The 17,378-nt window shown below is 54.4% G+C and carries 18 protein-coding genes; 6 read left to right on the top strand and 12 right to left on the bottom strand.

All coding sequences use genetic code 11. The annotated features are described in order from the left end of the window. Positions 1 to 66: 66 nt before the first annotated feature. Both ahpC and ahpF read left to right on the top strand, forming a co-directional pair. Positions 67 to 630 carry an alkyl hydroperoxide reductase subunit C gene (ahpC, locus tag WM46_RS11540; RefSeq protein ID WP_004859485.1) on the top strand — a complete coding sequence of 188 codons (564 nt, stop codon included), beginning with the start codon at positions 67 to 69 and terminating at the stop codon, positions 628 to 630. 243 nt (positions 631 to 873) lie between these two features. After that, positions 874 to 2,439, top strand: a complete 1,566-nt coding sequence (ahpF, locus tag WM46_RS11535) for an alkyl hydroperoxide reductase subunit F (RefSeq protein WP_102602302.1) — start codon at positions 874 to 876, stop codon at positions 2,437 to 2,439. Between the two features lie 77 nt (positions 2,440 to 2,516). On the opposite strand, the gene uspG is transcribed toward ahpF, so the two are convergent. The 3 genes from uspG to rnk form a co-directional block, all read right to left on the bottom strand. Continuing rightward, positions 2,517 to 2,945: a universal stress protein UspG gene (gene uspG, locus WM46_RS11530; protein ID WP_046477250.1), complete on the bottom strand. Its 429-nt coding sequence runs from the start codon at positions 2,943 to 2,945 to the stop codon at positions 2,517 to 2,519. A gap of 110 nt (positions 2,946 to 3,055) precedes the next feature. Beyond that, positions 3,056 to 3,145, bottom strand: a complete 90-nt coding sequence (yldA, locus tag WM46_RS26765; protein ID WP_271788437.1) for a small membrane protein YldA — start codon at positions 3,143 to 3,145, stop codon at positions 3,056 to 3,058. Between the two features lie 147 nt (positions 3,146 to 3,292). Further along, complete coding sequence (gene rnk / locus WM46_RS11525; protein WP_043001447.1) at positions 3,293 to 3,703, bottom strand: nucleoside diphosphate kinase regulator; 411 nt, start codon at positions 3,701 to 3,703, stop codon at positions 3,293 to 3,295. Positions 3,704 to 3,977: 274 nt separating this feature from the next. Between rnk and WM46_RS11520 the strand changes: the two genes are divergently transcribed. Further along, the gene (locus WM46_RS11520) at positions 3,978 to 4,814 is read left to right on the top strand and encodes an alpha/beta fold hydrolase (protein ID WP_102602301.1); all 837 of its coding nucleotides are present in this window, start codon (positions 3,978 to 3,980) and stop codon (positions 4,812 to 4,814) included. Positions 4,815 to 4,910: 96 nt separating this feature from the next. Beyond that, positions 4,911 to 5,534, top strand: a complete 624-nt coding sequence (locus WM46_RS11515) for a flavin reductase family protein (RefSeq protein ID WP_102602300.1) — start codon at positions 4,911 to 4,913, stop codon at positions 5,532 to 5,534. A 38-nt stretch (positions 5,535 to 5,572) separates the two neighbouring features. Here WM46_RS11515 and rna read toward each other — a convergent pair whose 3' ends face one another. The 8 genes from rna to citC all read right to left on the bottom strand — a co-directional run bounded on the left by rna (position 5,573) and on the right by citC (position 13,232). Then, positions 5,573 to 6,379, bottom strand: a complete 807-nt coding sequence (rna, locus tag WM46_RS11510; RefSeq protein WP_102602299.1) for a ribonuclease I — start codon at positions 6,377 to 6,379, stop codon at positions 5,573 to 5,575. 111 nt (positions 6,380 to 6,490) lie between these two features. Then, positions 6,491 to 7,954 (bottom strand): citrate/succinate antiporter CitT, encoded by a 1,464-nt coding sequence (citT, locus tag WM46_RS11505; protein ID WP_061076803.1) that lies wholly within the window; start codon positions 7,952 to 7,954, stop codon positions 6,491 to 6,493. 25 nt (positions 7,955 to 7,979) lie between these two features. Continuing rightward, a complete protein-coding gene (gene citG, locus WM46_RS11500) occupies positions 7,980 to 8,888 on the bottom strand; it encodes a triphosphoribosyl-dephospho-CoA synthase CitG (protein ID WP_102602298.1) in 909 nt (302 codons plus the stop codon). Further along, on the bottom strand, positions 8,860 to 9,411 hold the full coding sequence (citX, locus tag WM46_RS11495) for a citrate lyase holo-[acyl-carrier protein] synthase (RefSeq protein WP_102602297.1): 552 nt from the start codon (positions 9,409 to 9,411) through the stop codon (positions 8,860 to 8,862). The genes citG and citX overlap by 29 nt, the downstream gene beginning before the upstream one ends. Positions 9,412 to 9,414: 3 nt before the next feature. Continuing rightward, entirely contained in the window at positions 9,415 to 10,947 is a 1,533-nt protein-coding gene (gene citF, locus WM46_RS11490) for a citrate lyase subunit alpha (RefSeq protein WP_102602296.1), read from the bottom strand. Between the two features lie 10 nt (positions 10,948 to 10,957). Then, positions 10,958 to 11,866: a citrate (pro-3S)-lyase subunit beta gene (citE, locus tag WM46_RS11485; RefSeq protein ID WP_102602295.1), complete on the bottom strand. Its 909-nt coding sequence runs from the start codon at positions 11,864 to 11,866 to the stop codon at positions 10,958 to 10,960. Then, the gene (citD, locus tag WM46_RS11480; RefSeq protein ID WP_102602294.1) at positions 11,863 to 12,159 is read right to left on the bottom strand and encodes a citrate lyase acyl carrier protein; all 297 of its coding nucleotides are present in this window, start codon (positions 12,157 to 12,159) and stop codon (positions 11,863 to 11,865) included. The genes citE and citD overlap by 4 nt, the downstream gene beginning before the upstream one ends. Beyond that, the gene (citC, locus tag WM46_RS11475) at positions 12,156 to 13,232 is read right to left on the bottom strand and encodes a [citrate (pro-3S)-lyase] ligase (RefSeq protein ID WP_102602293.1); all 1,077 of its coding nucleotides are present in this window, start codon (positions 13,230 to 13,232) and stop codon (positions 12,156 to 12,158) included. Before citC ends, citD begins: the two co-directional genes overlap by 4 nt. Before the next feature lie 389 nt (positions 13,233 to 13,621). Here citC and dpiB point away from each other — a divergent pair, with 389 nt between their 5' ends. Both dpiB and dpiA read left to right on the top strand, forming a co-directional pair. After that, positions 13,622 to 15,283 (top strand): sensor histidine kinase DpiB, encoded by a 1,662-nt coding sequence (gene dpiB / locus WM46_RS11465; protein WP_102602292.1) that lies wholly within the window; start codon positions 13,622 to 13,624, stop codon positions 15,281 to 15,283. Beyond that, a complete protein-coding gene (gene dpiA / locus WM46_RS11460; RefSeq protein ID WP_061076811.1) occupies positions 15,252 to 15,929 on the top strand; it encodes a two-component response regulator DpiA in 678 nt (225 codons plus the stop codon). Before dpiB ends, dpiA begins: the two co-directional genes overlap by 32 nt. 56 nt (positions 15,930 to 15,985) lie before the next feature. Here the strand turns inward: dpiA and dcuC are convergent, their stop codons facing one another. After that, positions 15,986 to 17,371: an anaerobic C4-dicarboxylate transporter DcuC gene (gene dcuC / locus WM46_RS11455; protein ID WP_043001434.1), complete on the bottom strand. Its 1,386-nt coding sequence runs from the start codon at positions 17,369 to 17,371 to the stop codon at positions 15,986 to 15,988. Positions 17,372 to 17,378: the final 7 nt, after the last annotated feature.

Genomic DNA, 17,378 nt, shown 5'->3' with positions numbered 1-17,378 from the left:
ACGCATTAGCCCTGTCAGTCAATCTTCGGTAACTTATCCCTCAACGAAAACATGGAGGAAGTACAGATGTCTTTGATTAATACCAAAATTAAACCTTTTAAAAACCAGGCGTTCAAAAACGGTGAATTCATCGAAGTGACCGAGAAAGATACCGAAGGCCGCTGGAGCGTCTTCTTCTTCTACCCGGCTGACTTTACCTTCGTATGCCCGACCGAACTGGGTGACGTTGCAGACCATTACGAAGAACTGCAGAAGCTGGGCGTAGACGTTTACTCCGTTTCTACCGACACCCACTTTACCCACAAAGCATGGCACAGCAGCTCTGACACCATCGCCAAAATCAAATATGCGATGATCGGCGACCCGACTGGCGCCCTGACCCGTAACTTCGACAACATGCGTGAAGACGAAGGTCTGGCAGACCGCGCAACGTTCGTTGTTGACCCGCAGGGTATCATCCAGGCGATCGAAGTTACCGCTGAAGGTATCGGCCGTGATGCTTCTGACCTGCTGCGTAAAATCAAAGCCGCTCAGTATGTTGCTTCTCACCCAGGCGAAGTGTGCCCGGCTAAGTGGAAAGAAGGCGAAGCGACGCTGGCTCCATCTTTAGATCTGGTCGGCAAGATCTAAAAATTTCTATGTCTTTCACGCCATGGCGGCGTTGGCGTCACCTTCTGACCCCGGTCACTTACTTGAGTAAGCTCCCGGGGATCATCAGGCTAGCCGCCTTGCCCTGACGCGAAATCCAAAGGAAATTTAACCATTAAACGGATGCATTTTTGCATCCGTTCTTTAAACCCCATGATGCAAGTTGCATTTACGCAGCCCAATTAAGGCAGCTTGCATGATGATGTTTTCAGAGAGGGAAGAACAATGCTCGACACAAATATGAAAACCCAGCTCAAGGCTTATCTTGAGAAACTGACGAAACCCGTTGAGCTGATTGCGACGCTGGATGACAGCGCTAAATCGGCGGAAATCAAGGAACTGTTGGCTGAAATCGCTGAACTGTCAGAGAAAGTCACCTTTAAAGAAGACAACAGCCTGCCGGTGCGCAAACCCTCTTTCCTGATCACCAATCCGGGTTCGACGCGAGGGCCGCGCTTTGCAGGTTCTCCGCTGGGACACGAATTTACCTCACTGGTTCTGGCGCTGCTGTGGACCGGTGGACACCCGTCAAAAGAAGCGCAGTCTCTGCTTGAGCAGATCCGCGATATTGACGGCGATTTTGAGTTTGAAACTTATTACTCACTTTCCTGCCATAACTGCCCTGACGTGGTGCAGGCGCTGAACCTGATGGCGGTGCTGAACCCGCGTATCAAGCATACGGCGATTGATGGCGGCACGTTCCAGAACGAGATCACTGAGCGTAACGTGATGGGTGTTCCGGCTGTCTACGTTAACGGGAAAGAGTTTGGTCAGGGTCGGATGACGCTGACGGAAATCGTGGCGAAAGTGGATACGGGCGCTGAAAAACGCGCCGCAGAAGAGCTGAGCCAGCGTGATGCTTATGATGTTCTGATTGTCGGTTCCGGCCCTGCGGGCGCAGCAGCAGCAGTCTACTCCGCACGTAAAGGGATTCGTACCGGCCTGATGGGCGAACGTTTTGGCGGCCAGGTGCTCGATACTGTGGATATCGAAAACTACATCTCTGTCCCGAAAACGGAAGGGCAGAAGTTAGCCGGTGCACTGAAGGCCCACGTCGATGATTATGACGTGGATGTCATCGACAGCCAGAGCGCCAGCAAACTGGTGCCAGCGGCCAGCGAAGGCGGTTTGCATCAGATTGAAACCGCTTCCGGCGCGGTACTGAAAGCACGCAGCATTATCATTGCTACCGGTGCGAAATGGCGCAACATGAACGTTCCGGGTGAAGATCAGTATCGTACCAAAGGCGTTACCTATTGCCCGCACTGCGATGGCCCGCTGTTTAAAGGCAAGCGCGTGGCGGTGATCGGCGGCGGTAACTCCGGCGTGGAAGCGGCGATTGATCTCGCGGGGATTGTGGAACACGTGACCCTGCTGGAATTTGCCCCGGAAATGAAGGCGGACCAGGTTCTGCAGGATAAAGTTCGCAGCCTGAAAAACGTCGATATCATTCTGAACGCCCAGACTACGGAAGTGAAAGGCGATGGCACGAAAGTGGTTGGTCTGGAATACCGCGACCGTGTGAGCGGCGACGTTCACAACGTTGAACTGGCGGGGATCTTCGTCCAGATTGGCCTGTTGCCGAACACCACCTGGCTGGAAGGGGCGATTGAACGCAACCGGATGGGTGAAATCATCATCGACGCAAAATGCGAAACCAGTGTGAAGGGCGTATTTGCGGCGGGCGACTGCACCACCGTACCGTACAAGCAGATTATCATCGCGACCGGCGAAGGGGCGAAAGCCTCTCTGAGCGCCTTTGATTACCTGATTCGTACGAAGACGGCATAAAAAAAGAAAGTAAGACTACACCTGCAAAATGAAAGAGGTGCCGACTGGCACCTCTTTTTTTGTCAGTTATAAGATGATTAACGCACAACCAGCACCGGCAGCGTGGCATGACGTACCACGCTTGAGGCGTTAGAACCCAGCAGGTGTGTGGTAATTGACGGATTACGCGAACCAATGACCACCACGTCAGCATTCAGTTCTTCACCGAGCTCATTGACCACGTCGCGGACGCTGCCAAAGCGGACATGCTGCTTAATACGCGCAGGATCGATACTGAAGTGACCGACCATCGTTTGCAGTCGGGTTTCGGCTTCATGCTGTAAGTGTTCTTCAAAACGACGAACGTCGGCGGCGAAGCGATGCAGGCTCAGGCTGGCAGAACCAGGCAGCACGTGCAAAAGATGAATGACGCCATCCTGCTGCGCCAGAAATTCAGCGTGGCGAATCGCCTTATCGCTGAGTTCCATTTCAAAAACATCAACCGGCATAATGATTGTCTTATACATACCCGTTTCTCCCTGTTAATTAATACTTAAATCATTCAAGCATATAATAATAATTCTGTCTGCTTTCTGCAGGGTATTTTTCGCATGTACGGCGATTCCTTGTTCATTCACTACCAGTGATTCTCCAGGTAAAGCACGGCGCCGACGATGATCGCCGCCATAATGAAGAATCCCAGTAATATGCTGAATGTTTCGTTCATGACCGCACCTGCCAATGAAACCGATTCAGTGTGGACGAGTCAGGCGAATGGCGAACCAGGAAGAATGGGTGATTTTACGAAAGGTGCCGGAAAGAGGATGCGAGCGCATCCTCTGGGTAAAGCGGAGAGTCGCTTATGCAGATGGGATTAACGCAGGAAGTCGCCTGCTGCTTCTGGCTGGTATTCCAGCTCCAGCACTTCAAGGTGGGTGGATACGCCGCCCGGAAGTTCCCAGTGAATGGTGTCGCCCACACGCACGCCCAACAGCGCTGCGCCCACTGGCGCCATCACTGAAAGTTGCGTACTGCTGTCGGTCATCGCCGCAGGATAAACCAACGTGCGCACGCGAATTTCGCCATCGCTGAGATTGCGGAATTTAACACGACTGTTCATGGTCACGACGTCATGCGGCATGGTCTCTGGCGAACACATTTGGGCACGATCCAGCTCGGCATTTAACGCGTCGGCAATGGGTAAATCTGCATACGCGGGTTGCTCCAGTAAGCGATCGATGCGTTCTGCATCAAGGTCGTTAATGATGATAGTTGGTCTGGACATTTTTACTCCATGTCGTCAGTACTGCGTTTTGCCGCAGGTAATATTCCCAAAAGAAAACCCTCACCGTCTGGCGGCAAGGGTTTAACTCTCCCGATGATACTGAGACTTACCCTGGGTTTGAAGTGATTTAGTTCACATTCGGGTAAATAGCCAAAAAAGCATCGCTAGTATGAATTTTATTCGATAAACGTGATCGTTCTCAAATTTGCATTATGCTTTTTAAGCGCGCGCCGCGGGCGCGTCACTTTCTCAGCGTTCCGTTACAGGAGATCTCATGAGCCAGTATGACAAAATTACTCTCAAAGATGGTAGCTATCTGTATTTTAAGGACTGGGGTGACCGCAGTGGACAGCCCATTGTCTTCAGCCATGGCTGGCCGTTAACGGCAGATGCCTTCGAAGATCAGATGCTTTTTCTTGGCTCGAAAGGATATCGGGTGATTGCCCACGACAGGCGCGGGCATGGTCGCTCCGCGCAACCGTGGGAGGGGCACACGATGGATCAGTATGCCGACGATCTGGCTGAACTGACCGCACACCTGAACCTGCAAAATGCGGTGCACGTCGGTCACTCGACTGGCGGTGGCGAAGTGGCGCGTTATATTGGGCGACACGGGACGCAGCGGGTGGCGAAAGCGGTATTGATTGGCGCGGTGACGCCCATCATGGTGAAAACGGATTTCAACCCAAACGGTGTGCCGAAAGAAGTGTTCGACGGTATCCGTGAAGGCGTTGTCAATGACCGTGCCGCCTTTTTCTATGAACTCACTGCCGCATTCTACGGCTATAACCGTCCGGGAGCGAAAGAGTCGAAAGCCGTGCGGGAGAGTTTTGTTGAGCAGGGATTACAGGGCTCGATAAAAGCGCTGTACGACTGCATTAAGGCGTTCTCGGAAACGGACCTGCGCGAAGACCTGCGCAAAATGACCATTCCGACGCTGGTCATTCACGGCGATGACGATCAGATTGTCCCGTTTGAAACCTGCGGCAAGGTAGCGGCGGAAATACTGACTGATTCTCAACTGAAAGTTTATGCGGGCGGTTCCCACGGCATCTGCACCACCCATAAGCAGCAGATAAATCAGGATCTGCTCAACTTTATTCAGTCGTAATCTTTAACGGATTGCTCTACGCTGATCCTCTTCCGTCAGGGGGATGAGCGGAGCGCATTTCGTGCTTCGCCGACGTTAAATTCATCAGAGAATACTATGTATTTCTATCAACCCTCGCAGGGACACGGCTTGCCGCACGATCCGCTGAATGCCATTGTTGGCCCTCGGCCAATTGGCTGGATTGCCTCTCAGGACAGCGCTGGCCGGGATAACCTGGCGCCTTACAGCTTCTTCAACTGTTTTAATTATCATCCGCCCATTATCGGTTTTGCCAGCACCGGCTGGAAAGACAGCGTGCGTAACATCATGGAAACCGGCGAGTTTGTTTGGAATCTGACCACCCGAGAGTTAGCCAGCGCGATGAATGAAACCTCTGCCAGTCTGCCGCATGGCGAAGATGAATTTTTTGCCGCCGGGCTGACGAAGGCAGAAAGTCGGCTGGTGAAAGTGCCACGGGTTGCGCAAAGCCCGGTGAATTTTGAATGTCGCCTGTCGCAGAGTATTCAACTGACGACCGCGCAGGGTGAAGCCATCGAAACCTGGCTGATCCTCGGTGAGGTCGTCGGGATTCATATTGCCGAAACGCTGCTGGAAGAGGGGATTTATCAGACCGCAAAAGCACAGCCCGTGCTGCGCGCCGGCGGCCCAACGGCCTACTATGCGATCAGCGAGTCGCACCGTTTTGATCTGGTGCGCCCGGATGCGCGTGCGAAACGTTGATTTTTGACCCGGTGCGGATTTCACGCCGGGTCAAAAGATCAATAACCCACTTTGTCGATGACGAACTGTTTACCACAGTTTCCCGGATGGGGCTGCGGGGCAAACGAGTCGGCGGAGAGCGGCGCATTGATGGCGCTGGCCTTCAGCGAGAGCTGGATCTCCGTCAGATAAGCCGGATTGCCGTGACAGCTTAGTTTAACCGCTTTGACGGCCTCTTTTCCCCAACGTCGGGCCACCGCAGCATCGAAGGCGCGGCGACTGATGCTCTTACCGTAATTCTCACCCAGAAATGCCCCTAACTCGCTGGCCTTGATCTCTTTATTCAACCGCACCATGGTGCCGAAGTACGCATCCGGATCAAAGCCAAAGCAGGCGCCGTGTTTTGCGTATTCATAGCGTTCGAGACAAGAACGACCGCCCGCTCCCGGCATCACGTCGCTGAGTTTGGCGGCGGTTTCCAGCGAAAGCCCTGTTTCTGGCGCGGAACATTTACGACTGGCACGAGCTTCCGGCAGATTAGGAATCGGACGCGTGGCGCAGCCAAATCGCATCCAGCGGCGTTCATCGACTCCGCGCGAAGCGACCGATTTCGGCAACCCCGGCCACAAACCGTGAACGGTCAGAAAATCGACTTTGTTGGCGGTCTCTTTTTGCAAGCGACACTCGTCAGGCTCATGGCGGTCACGCTCGTGCTGGCTCTGGCAGAAGCCCGTCTGCCAGGAGAGCGCCAGCACATAACGGTCGAAGTCGCCGTACTGCGTTGCCTGTAATTCGTTGGCGGCTGCGGTAGAAAGGGGGAGGAGTGGGGCGGCGAGCCACACCCATTTTTGCCAGGTCGGTTTCATGATGATTCTGAACTTATATAAAATCTGAATAGTATCTATTTAACCATAAAAAAAGCCCGCGAGGTGTCTTTACCCCGCGGGCCTTGATCCATTCAGCGTTTTAGGTCAGAACTAGCTCCACATCGCCAGAATCGGCCAGCCAACCAGCAACAGCATCGCAATGTAAATCACCCCGAAGATGGCACCAAGACGCCAGTAATCTTTGGATTTTACATAGCCGCAGCCGTAGATGATGACCCCAGGGCCTGTTGCGTACGGTGTCAGACAGCCCATGATCCCGATGGACAGCACCAGTAGGATACACAGATGTTCCATCGGTACGCCCGGGATACCTTTACCGACCGCCAGAATAACCGGCAACATGGTTGCCGTGTGCGCCGACAGGCTGGCAAACAGGTAGTGAGCAAAGTAGAACACCAGCACCAGCACAATTACCGTCGCGTTAGGCGAGAACCCTTCCAGATGGGTGCTCATGGTACCGGCAAACCAGTCAATAAAACCGGAGCGGGTTAAACCGTTTGCCATGACCACGAGGGTGGCAAGGTTCACCAGCGTGTTCCAGGCGCTGTTGTATTTGGTAATGTCTTTCCACGGCACCACGTGCAGCGCCAGCATCAGAGAAACGGCTAACAAACCGACGGCGGTAGCGTCGATCACTTCACCGCCAAAGACCCACAACCCTAAGCTCAGCAGAACCAGACCGATCAGCGTCCACTCTTTACGCGTCAAGGTCCCCATGGTTTTGAGTTCGTCGCCCGCCCAGGCAGCGACTTCCGCACTGTGTGTGACTTCAGGTTTGTAGAGAACATAAGAGAGCCACGGCGCAACGATCAGCAAAATGATACCGACCGGCAGGAAGCTCAGGAACCACTGCAGCCAGCTAATCTGCACACCGGCGATTTTGCTGACAAATTCCAGACCCAGCACGTTTGGCGCAGCCCCCGTAACGAACATCGAAGAACTCAGGCTGGTACTGATGACCATCATCCACATCAGGTAACCGCCGATACGACGCGCGGACGGATCGTTCGGGAACGATTTAAACAGCGGCGGCAGGTTTTTGATTACCGGGAACACGGTGCCCCCGGTACGGGCGGTGTTGGATGGCGTAAACGGCGCCAGCAGAATATCGATGATGACAATCGCATAGCCCAGCGTCAGGGTGCGTTTGCCCATGAATTTCACCAGGAACAGCGCGATACGACGGCCAAGACCGGTGACTTCGTAGCCCAGCGCGAAGATAAACGCACCGAACACCAGCCAGACGGTGGTACTGGAGAAACCCGCCAGACCCCATTTCAGCGCCTGTTTACCGGCATCGAATGCCGGGTCCGCCAGCTCTTTGGCATCAAACAGCAGGTAGTTGCTACCAATTACGCAGATGGTCACGGCGATAAAGCTGATCGCGGTAGCCGGGATCGGCTCCAGGATCATACCGACGATCATCGCCACGAAAACGGCGAAGTAATGCCATGCCTGAGGGGGCATGCCGTCCGGGACAGGGATAAGAAACATGACGCCCATGACGACCAGGGGGGCCAACAACTTCCATATACTATCTTTCGATAAAGACATAAGTGATTCTCCGGAAAGGATCTTTTCAATAATTATGTAAATGTTTAACTTGAGAAATCTGGGCTAGAAACCACGTGACGATCAGCAGGTCGGCACTGCCGCCAGGGCTGAGATTGCGTTCAATGCAGTGGCTGTCGAACTGATGCAGATGATCGAGATCGGCGGGGGTTCGGATGCCCCCTTGTTGTAACAATGTGTTTGCCTGCTGCTGTATCCAGCGCAGTCCTGCCGCACCGCCGCGCGAAGCCACGTTGGTATCGCCGTTGCGCGCAATCAGCAGGAGCAAGGTGTCCAGCAGCGCCAGCTCGGGATCGCGTCCCTCGGTTAACAGGGCGCGATAGTGCGGAAGCGCATGGCGGATAACCAACGGATATCCCGCTTCGGCTTCGCCGCGTGCGCCGGTTAATCCCAGTTGCTGATAAAGTCGCTGACCTGCCGTGAGTTGTTGATTGTTGTTGCGCAGTTCGCGCTCGGTCAGGCCGCGGCAAAAGCGGGCGGCGGTGGTACAGATCGTTTCCGGGGTAATGGGTTGCTGCTGCTGGTGCAGACGGCCAATGGCGGCACACAGCAGACCGAGAGAAAAAATGCTGCCTTTATGGGTGTTCACACCCGCGGTGGCGCGAAACATGTCCGCTTCACAGGCCATACCTAACGGGCGTAAGCCGGTTAGTACGGCGTCGGCCGGCATCTGCGCACAGCATGCGCCATATTCAATAAAACGCGGCAGCCAGGCCTGAATCGCCAGCGCGCTGCGGTGAAAATCCGTCAGCGACATGTCTTTATGCGCGCCGCAGTTCAGACGATCGACCAGCCCGGGTTTTGGCGACAGGTTGACTTCTGTCAGCATTGCACGCCACGCCAGATGGCCGTATGCGTCAAACAGCGTACGGGGAAGGGCGGTGGTTTCAGCGGACATATTGGGAATCGGCAGCATGTAGCAGCGCCTCCATGTGGGTGATCAGAGCGGAGAGCGTATGCGTTTTGCCACGCGCGCATTCGGCAGCGCTCTGCTCGCACAGCAGGCAGCGGCGGGCAGGAAGGGCAAAATGGCGGCGGGAGAGAATTTCACCTCCGGGGGTGAGCACATCGATGTCCCACAAACGTCCCAGAGGATGGGTTTGTTCGAGCTCAATGGTCGCGAGCTTGATGTCACGGGCCGGTGCCTCAATCGAGAGCATGCCTTCCGGCCCGCTGGCTGAGGCCAGTGCAGCCTGCTCCCTGATATGCCAGTCCGCCTGTGTCGCCAGCGTACGCAGGGCAGTCACACCATGATTAAAGAGGCGACGGGTGAGCTCGCTGTCTTTAATCGGGCCAGGCGCTACCACGGTAAAGGAGACCAGTGGAATGGGATGGCGCGCCAGCCAGACATGTTGCCGTGCTTGTCGCTCATCCCGGCTGACGAGCAGCTCGGGAATTGAAACCGCGTGGCGGGTGGCAAGTTCAGGGAGCAGGTGCATGGATTATTCCTTCACCTGATGAACAACATCGATCACCGAACCGTCGCGATAGCGCACCACGGCAATCACACGGTCGGTGAATTCGATGGGACGTGGTTCGCCAGTGAGCTGTTGCGCCCGTTCACGCAGCCACTCGATGGAGACCACCTTCATCCCGGCTTCTTTCAGGCGTTCCGCCAGTTCCGGACGTGCCGGGTTAACCGCAATACCATGATCGGTAACCAGAATATCGACGCTGGAACCCGGCGTGACGCAGGTCAGCACGTTATCTACCAGCGTCGGAATGCGACCACGCACCAGCGGTGCGACAATGATTGACAGCGCAGCGGCGACGGCGGTATCGCAGTGGCCGCCTGACGCGCCGCGAATGACGCCGTCAGAACCAGTCAGCACGTTGACGTTAAACTGGGTGTCGACTTCCAGCGCACTCAGCACGACCACGTCCAGACGGTCAACGGAAGCCCCTTTTGAACCCCAGTTGGCATACTGGTTCGCGCTGATTTCGATGTGATTCGGGTTGCGCGCCAGTGACTCTGCGGCGTTGCGGTCGAAGCTCTGTACGTCCAGCAGTTTGCGAATCAACCCTTTTTCATGCAGATCGACGATGGTGGCAGTGATACCGCCCAGTGCGAAATCTGCACGGATATCACGGCTACGCATTTTGTCTTCCAGGAAACGCGTGACCGCCAGTGAGGCACCGCCGGTACCGGTTTGCAGTGAAAAACCTTCTTTGAAATAGCCGGAGTGGGCGATGACCTCTGCCGCGCTGCGGGCAATCAGCAGTTCGCGCGAGTTGGTGGTCATTCGGGTGGCGTCAGCCCCGATTTTATCGGCATCGCCGACCTGGTCTATCTGCACAATCAGATCAACCTGATCCTGAGTAATGCTGGCCGGGTTGTGCGGATAAGGCAGCAGTTGTTCCGTCAGTAGCACCACCTGGCTGGCGCTTTCAGCGTCAACGCGGGCATAGCCGAGTGAGCCGCAACATGCTTTACCGGTATAGCCATTAGCGTTACCGAACGGATCGCAGGACGGAACGCCGAGGAAAGCGACGTCAATGCTGAGCTCGCCGCTCTGTACCAGATGCACGCGGCCGCCATGAGAGTGAACCTGAACGGGTTCGGCGAGCAGGCCGCGAGAGATCTCTTCTGCCAGCGGTCCGCGTAGACCCGAGGTGTAAATACGGCTAACGACGCCGTTACGGATATGGTCGACCAGCGGCGCGTGGCAATCGCTCAGAGAGCTGGAAGCCAGCGTCAGGTTTTTAAATCCCATGCTGGCGAGGGTTGCCATCACCAGATTGATGGTCAGGTCGCCGCCGCGAAACGCATGGTGGAAGGAGATGGTCATGCCATCCTGCAAACCGGAACGGCGGATCGCCTCTTCCAGGCTGGTACACAGTTTCTGGTCGCGCGGTTTCTGTTCCTGCAGGGCCTGTTTTGCGGCGCGGGTATAGGTGGAAAGGTCGCTTTCAGCCTGGCGGCTCCAGGCCGCTACCCGTTCCTGTCGTTGAGACTGTTCGTTTTTCTGGGTCATTGTTTTTGCCTTATTCTTCGCGGATGCCGGAAAGTTCTGCACGGGAGAGCACCAGACGTGCGCGCTCGATCACCGGGCTGTCGACCATCTTGCCGTTCAGGGAGACCACCCCGAGGCCTTCGCGGGCGGCGGCTTCTGCGGCTTCCACGACCAGACGCGCGTGCGTCACTTCTTTTTGCGTCGGGGCATACAGGTTGTGCAGCAGGTCAATCTGGCGTGGGTTGATCAGCGATTTGCCGTCAAAACCCAGCTGTTTGATGTGGGCGGCTTCGTGCAGGAAGCCTGCTTCGTTGTTGGCATCGGAATAAACGGTATCGAAGGCCTGAATCCCGGCAGAGCGCGCGGCCTGCAAAATGGAGCAACGGGCAAACAGTAATTCAGTGCCTTCTGGCGAACGCTCCGTGCGCAGGTTGCGTACATAGTCTTCCGCGCCCAGCGCGATCCCGATCAGACGTTCAGAGGCGTGGGCGATTTCCACGGCGCGGGTGATGCCTAACGGTGACTCGATGGCGGCCAGCAGACCCGTGCTGCCCGGCTCGCGACCGCAGGCTTTTTCAATGCGCAGAATTTCGCTTTCGATATCGATAACATCCTGAGCGGTATCGGTTTTCGGTAGACGGACCACGTCAGCGCCGCCGCGAACGACGGCTTCCAGATCGTTGATCCCCCATTCAGAATCCAGCGCATTAACGCGCACGATGGTTTCGACGTCGTGATACAGCGGATGCTGCAGCGCGTGGTAGACCAGGCGACGAGCGGTGTCTTTTTCACGCAGCGCGACGGAATCTTCCAGGTCAAACATCAGGGCATCTGCCGGATAGATAAACGAGTTGCTGACCATTGCGGCATTGGCGCCGGGGACAAACAGCATGCTGCGGCGAGTGCGCGTTTTGCGCTGTTGCAAAGAAGCGGAAATCATTGGCGATCCTCCCAGGGCAGGGCCGGGATGCCGCTGGCGCGCGCCAGTAATGCTTCCAGTCGTGCACGTAAAATGCAGTCCAGTGCGCCTTTATCATCGACATTCAATTGCACGCCGCGCACGTCATACTGCGCCAGAACATCCAGAATGGTGGCGCGAATGGCCTCGCCAAACTGTTTCTCAACGCTGCTGTTGATCTGCAGGTCAATCTCCTGCGTATCGAGAGGGGCGATGCGTATCATCACATCACCGGACTCAAGTGTGCCTGCGACGGCAGCCTGGTTTATTTTCATTTTTCACCTGTTACTAATGCGGGGGTCTTTTGGCGGACTGTCGCGTGAGCGGGTGTGCGCTCAGGCATGCTTTGCAGGTATTGCAAAGTGGCTGAAGGCACCAGCGACGCGATAGCCGTGAGATCTTTTTTCACGAGCAGTTTGCGTACCAGAGAGGCTGAGATCGGCGTCCCCTGGAAACACAGTCGCTCGATTTCCACCAGTTCAATGGGCGGGGCGGGAAGAGTTGGCGTTTCCAGCCAGAAACGCATGTCGTGGTTATACTGGGCGGTTACGCCGCAAAAGGGTTCCGTTCCGACAAAGCGATGGGTGATCCCCAGCGCGGGTGCCAGATACTGACGGAAAATTTTTAAATCGATTTCGGTGTAGCAATGGTTGATGACGCTTTGTTCTTTAATGAAGTAGCACGGGAACGTGGCGCGCGAAATGATGTATTCCGAACCGCGATGAACGGTGAGGTGCGGGATGTCCGCGGTGCCTTTGAGCACCAGGTCGAGTCGGTCCTCATACGGGAAACGGGAAGTATCTTCTTTCACCAGGAACAGATGAAGCCAGTCGCACTGCGCCGCTGCCTGTTGGATTAAATAGCGGTGCCCATTGGTGAACGGATTGGCATTCATCACGATGCAGCCGATTTTCTTGCCGTCATGACGCAGTTTGCCCAACGACTCCGCGTAGCGTTTCAGTCGCGTGGTGCTGTTTTCCATTAGCACCATGATGCCGGGAACGCGGGTCAGCGTTGAAAATCCGCACTGCCGGAACAACGTTTCATACTCAGTTTTGGTATAAATGAAGAGATGTGTGCAGTGCCTTTCGTAGGCGAGATTGATCAGTTCTGTCGCCAGCGTGAGCGCTAACCCCTCGCCGCGTACCGATTCGCTAATGGCTACACACTTGATGATATTTCCGGCGATACCGCCGCAGGCGATGAGTTTTTCATCACGGGTCACGGTAATAAAAACTTCAACGGTGGTATCGACGCTCAGATCATTCTCTTTCAGGAATTGCGTGATCGCCGCCATTTTTATATTTTCTGAGCGTTTGACGCGCGTGAACACATTATTACCAAACATAGTAGATAAGTCCTGAAGATATATTGTTGTTGCCAGTTTTGTGCGTATGTTGTATGAAAAAACCATTTGATAACGTTTTGTTTTCATTCCGGGAAAAAGACGATTTTGCAACTGTCTATTTCTTTTTTTCCCGAATGCATACATCGTAAGGAGTATTTTTGAGGTAAATTTTGATTTATTTCACAAACACTTAGATGGTTTTTATGGGTTTAATGGTTTTAAGTTTTTTAATTATTCTTATCGCAGATTGTGACGTGGAGTTAAGTGGTTTAATTGATTTAACGTGGTGAATCTGTAACGATCGTCTTTATTCTCTGCGTATTCGAATAAAACATTTTTATTACATTTGTTGGCGATCTCTACCGAATAATGCCCGTTAAGGAACAGTCATGTTGGTTCAAAAAAATAAAAAGCCGTTTTCTTTTTTTCGCCGACTGGCATTTCCGTTGCGTATTTTTCTGCTTATTCTCGTTTTTTCGGTGTTCATTATCGCCGCGCTGGCACAGTATTTTTCCGCCAGTTTTGAGGATTATTTAAGTACGCATGTCCGTGATATGGCGATGAACCAGGCGAAGATTATCGCGGCTAACGATAGCGTCATTGCGGCGGTGAAGGACCGCGATTACAAACGACTGGCCTCTATTGCCGGTAAACTGCAAAGCGACACCGATTTTGACTATGTGGTGATTGGCGATAGCCACTCTATCCGGCTTTATCATCCTAACCCGGAGAAAATTGGCTACCCGATGCAGTTCACCAAGCCGGGCGCGCTGGAGAGGGGAGAAAGCTATTTCATTACCGGGACGGGCTCCATCGGCCTGGCAATGCGGGCAAAAACGCCAATCTTTGATGATAGCGGCAACGTTATTGGCGTGGTCTCCATCGGTTATCTGGTTAGCAAAATTGACAGCTGGCGGCTGGACTTCATTCTGCCGATGGCCGGTGTGTTTGTTTTGCTGCTGGTGATACTGATGTTGCTTTCCTGGTTTTTTGCCGCTCATATCCGCCGTCAGATGATGGGGATGGAACCGAAACAAATTGCCCGGGTGGTTCGTCAGCAGGAAGCGCTGTTCAGTTCTGTTTATGAAGGGCTGATTGCCGTTGATCCGGATGGTTATATTACGGCCATCAATCGTAGTGCGAGAAAGATGCTTGGCCTGCGTTCGCCAGGTCGACAATGGTTGGGCAAACCGATTCATGAGGTGGTGAATCCATCGGATTTCTTTACCGAACAGATTGCTGAAAGGCGCGTGGACGCGATGGTCAACTTCAATGGCCTGAGCGTTATTGCCAACCGTGAGGCGATCCGCTCAGGTGATGAGTTGCTGGGGGCGATTATCAGCTTTCGTAGCAAAGATGAAATCGCCACCCTGAACGCGCAACTGACACAGATTAAGCAATATGTGGAGAGTCTGCGAACGTTGCGCCATGAGCATCTAAACTGGATGTCAACGCTCAATGGCCTGCTGCAAATGAAAGAGTACGATCGGGTCAGGGAGATGGTGCAGGGGGAATCGCAGGCGCAACAACAGTTGATTGACAGCCTGCGCGAGGCGTTTGCCGATCGCCAGGTGGCGGGCCTGCTGTTTGGTAAGGTTCAGCGCGCGCGCGAACTGGGTCTCAAAATGACGATCGTTCCCGGCAGTCAGCTCCAGCAGTTGCCGGAAGGGCTGGACAGTACCGAGTTTGCGGCGATTGTCGGGAATCTTCTCGACAACGCGTTTGAAGCCAGTTTGCGTACCGGGCAGGGGAATAAGGTCGTGGAACTGTATCTGAGCGATGAGGGCGATGATGTGGTGATCGAAGTGGCCGACCAGGGATGCGGCGTCCCTGAGGCACTGCGCGAAAAAATATTCGAACAAGGTGTAAGCACCCGTTCCGATGAGCCGGGTGAGCACGGCATCGGACTGTACCTGATTGCAAGTTATGTGGGGCGCTGTGGCGGAACGATTACTCTGGAAGATAACGATCCCTGCGGCACCTTATTCTCTCTTTTTATTCCGAAAGTGAAAAAGAACAATGACGGAACCATTAACCCTATTAATCGTTGAAGATGAAATGCTGCTTGCCGAGATGCATGCAGAGTACATCCGCCATATTCCCGGTTTCAATCAGATCTGGTTAGCCGGTAATCTGGCGCAGGCGAGAATGATGATTGAACGGTTTAAACCGGGGCTCATTTTGCTGGATAACTACCTTCCGGACGGCAAGGGGATCTCGCTGCTGCATGAGCTAACGGCGTCGCATTATCCCGGCGGGGTGGTCTTTACCACCGCGGCCAGCGATATGGAAACGGTGGCCGACGCGGTACGCAGCGGGGCGTTTGATTATCTGATAAAACCTATCGCCTATGAGCGTCTGGGGCAGACGCTCACTCGTTACCAACAGCGCAGACGGATGCTGGCAGAAAACGACAGTGCCAGTCAGCGACAAATTGATGAGATGTTTAATGCCTATGCGCGAGGCGAGCCGAAAGATGAACTGCCCACCGGAATTGATGCGCTAACGTTGAATGCGGTTAAAAAGCTGTTTGCTGATCCTCAGGTACAGCACACCGCCGAAACCGTCGCGCAGGCGCTGACCATCAGCCGTACGACCGCCAGACGGTACCTCGAATATTGTGCCAGTCGGCATTTGGTTATTGCGGAAATTGTGCATGGCAAGGTGGGGAGACCGCAGCGTATTTACCACGGTTAATGGCGGCGTATGGCCGGATGAGGCATCGTATGCCATCATCCGGCATGGGTTCCGAATCAGCCTCCCGTTACTGCGGAGGAGGTACCCGGCACCATCACTTCGGTCGCGATGATAACGATCAACAGTCCGACCATGACCGGTACGGAGGTGCGTTTTACCACTTCAAACGGCGAGATTTTTGCCATCCCGGCTACCGCCACGACCACGCCGGAGACCGGGGAGATCGTACGGCCCAGGTTGGACGCCTGCAGCATTGGAATCGACAGATACGCCGGGTTGATACCCGATGATTGCGCCAGCTTAGGAATCATTTCGACGAAAGCGTAGAACGGCGCGTTACCGGAACCGGTGGTCATTGCTGCCAGCATGGTCAGAATCACCAGTACCAGCATCAAAATGATGCTCGCCGACCCAAACGAAGTGGCGATGGAGATCAGGCTCTGGATGAAGCCAATTGTGCTCAGACCCTGTGCGAAAACGCCCGCCGCAACTAACAGCATCACCACGTTCGCAAACGCATCGGCCATACCGCGATACGCCACTTCCAGACCGGAATACACTTTCTGGGTGTTGAAACCCCGAACGAACTCCAGCACCGCCGCAATAAGCATACAGAGCACCAGAATCGTAATGATGTGCAGTTGCGGTCCCCACTTACCATCAAAAATCAGCACCCCGATAATCGGTGTAAACGGCAGAATGGCGTAGAACGCCGGTGCCGTGGTGGTGATTTCATTCACGTCCAGCATTTCGTGGGCCGCGTTCTCTTTTTTATCCAGATAACGTTGCCAGAAATAGTGGGCAATCGCCATCCCGATGATTGCCGCAATGGAGATGGGCAGCGTGGTTTTAAAGGCAAAATCGATCAGCGGCATTTCGGCTGCTTTGGCAGCCAGCACGACGTCACCGGAGGTAGGGGAAAGGATAATTGCGGCAGGTGAGGCACAAATGGCCGCCGCAGCACCGCGGCTAATCCCCACGTTGACCATGATCGGGAAAAGCGTCGCCATCAACAATACACCGAGTCCGGTGGCGGAAGACACCGCCAGGGACATCAGACAGGCAACAAAATAGGCGGCAATCATCAGCAGATAAGGTGAGTTGATGTATTGCAAAGGTTTTGAGGCCAGTTTCACGACCATATCGTTCGCGCCGATGTGGGTCATGTAAGCGGCAAATCCGCAGAGCATCATGATCATCATGCCAAGGTCGCCACCACGGCTCATCAGCAGGATCTTGATGTACTCAACGATATCCGTCGCGGAATAACCCGTCGTGGTTTCGCTGGAAGGCAGCACTTTGTGGCCCATCAGGGCGCTGATAATCAGCAGCACCAGACCGCCAACAAAAAGCACGCCGGTTGCCGAATACCCTTTAATGATGTAGCGCGCTACACCCACAATAACCACAACTCCAATAAGGAGTTCGATAAATGTCAACATTGTTTCC

It is taken from the genome of Citrobacter freundii complex sp. CFNIH2 (assembly GCF_002880615.1).
GTDB lineage: Bacteria > Pseudomonadota > Gammaproteobacteria > Enterobacterales > Enterobacteriaceae > Citrobacter_A > Citrobacter_A amalonaticus_F.
The sequence above is the reverse complement of the archived record's forward strand: the minus strand, read 5'-3'. Positions and strand labels throughout refer to the sequence as shown.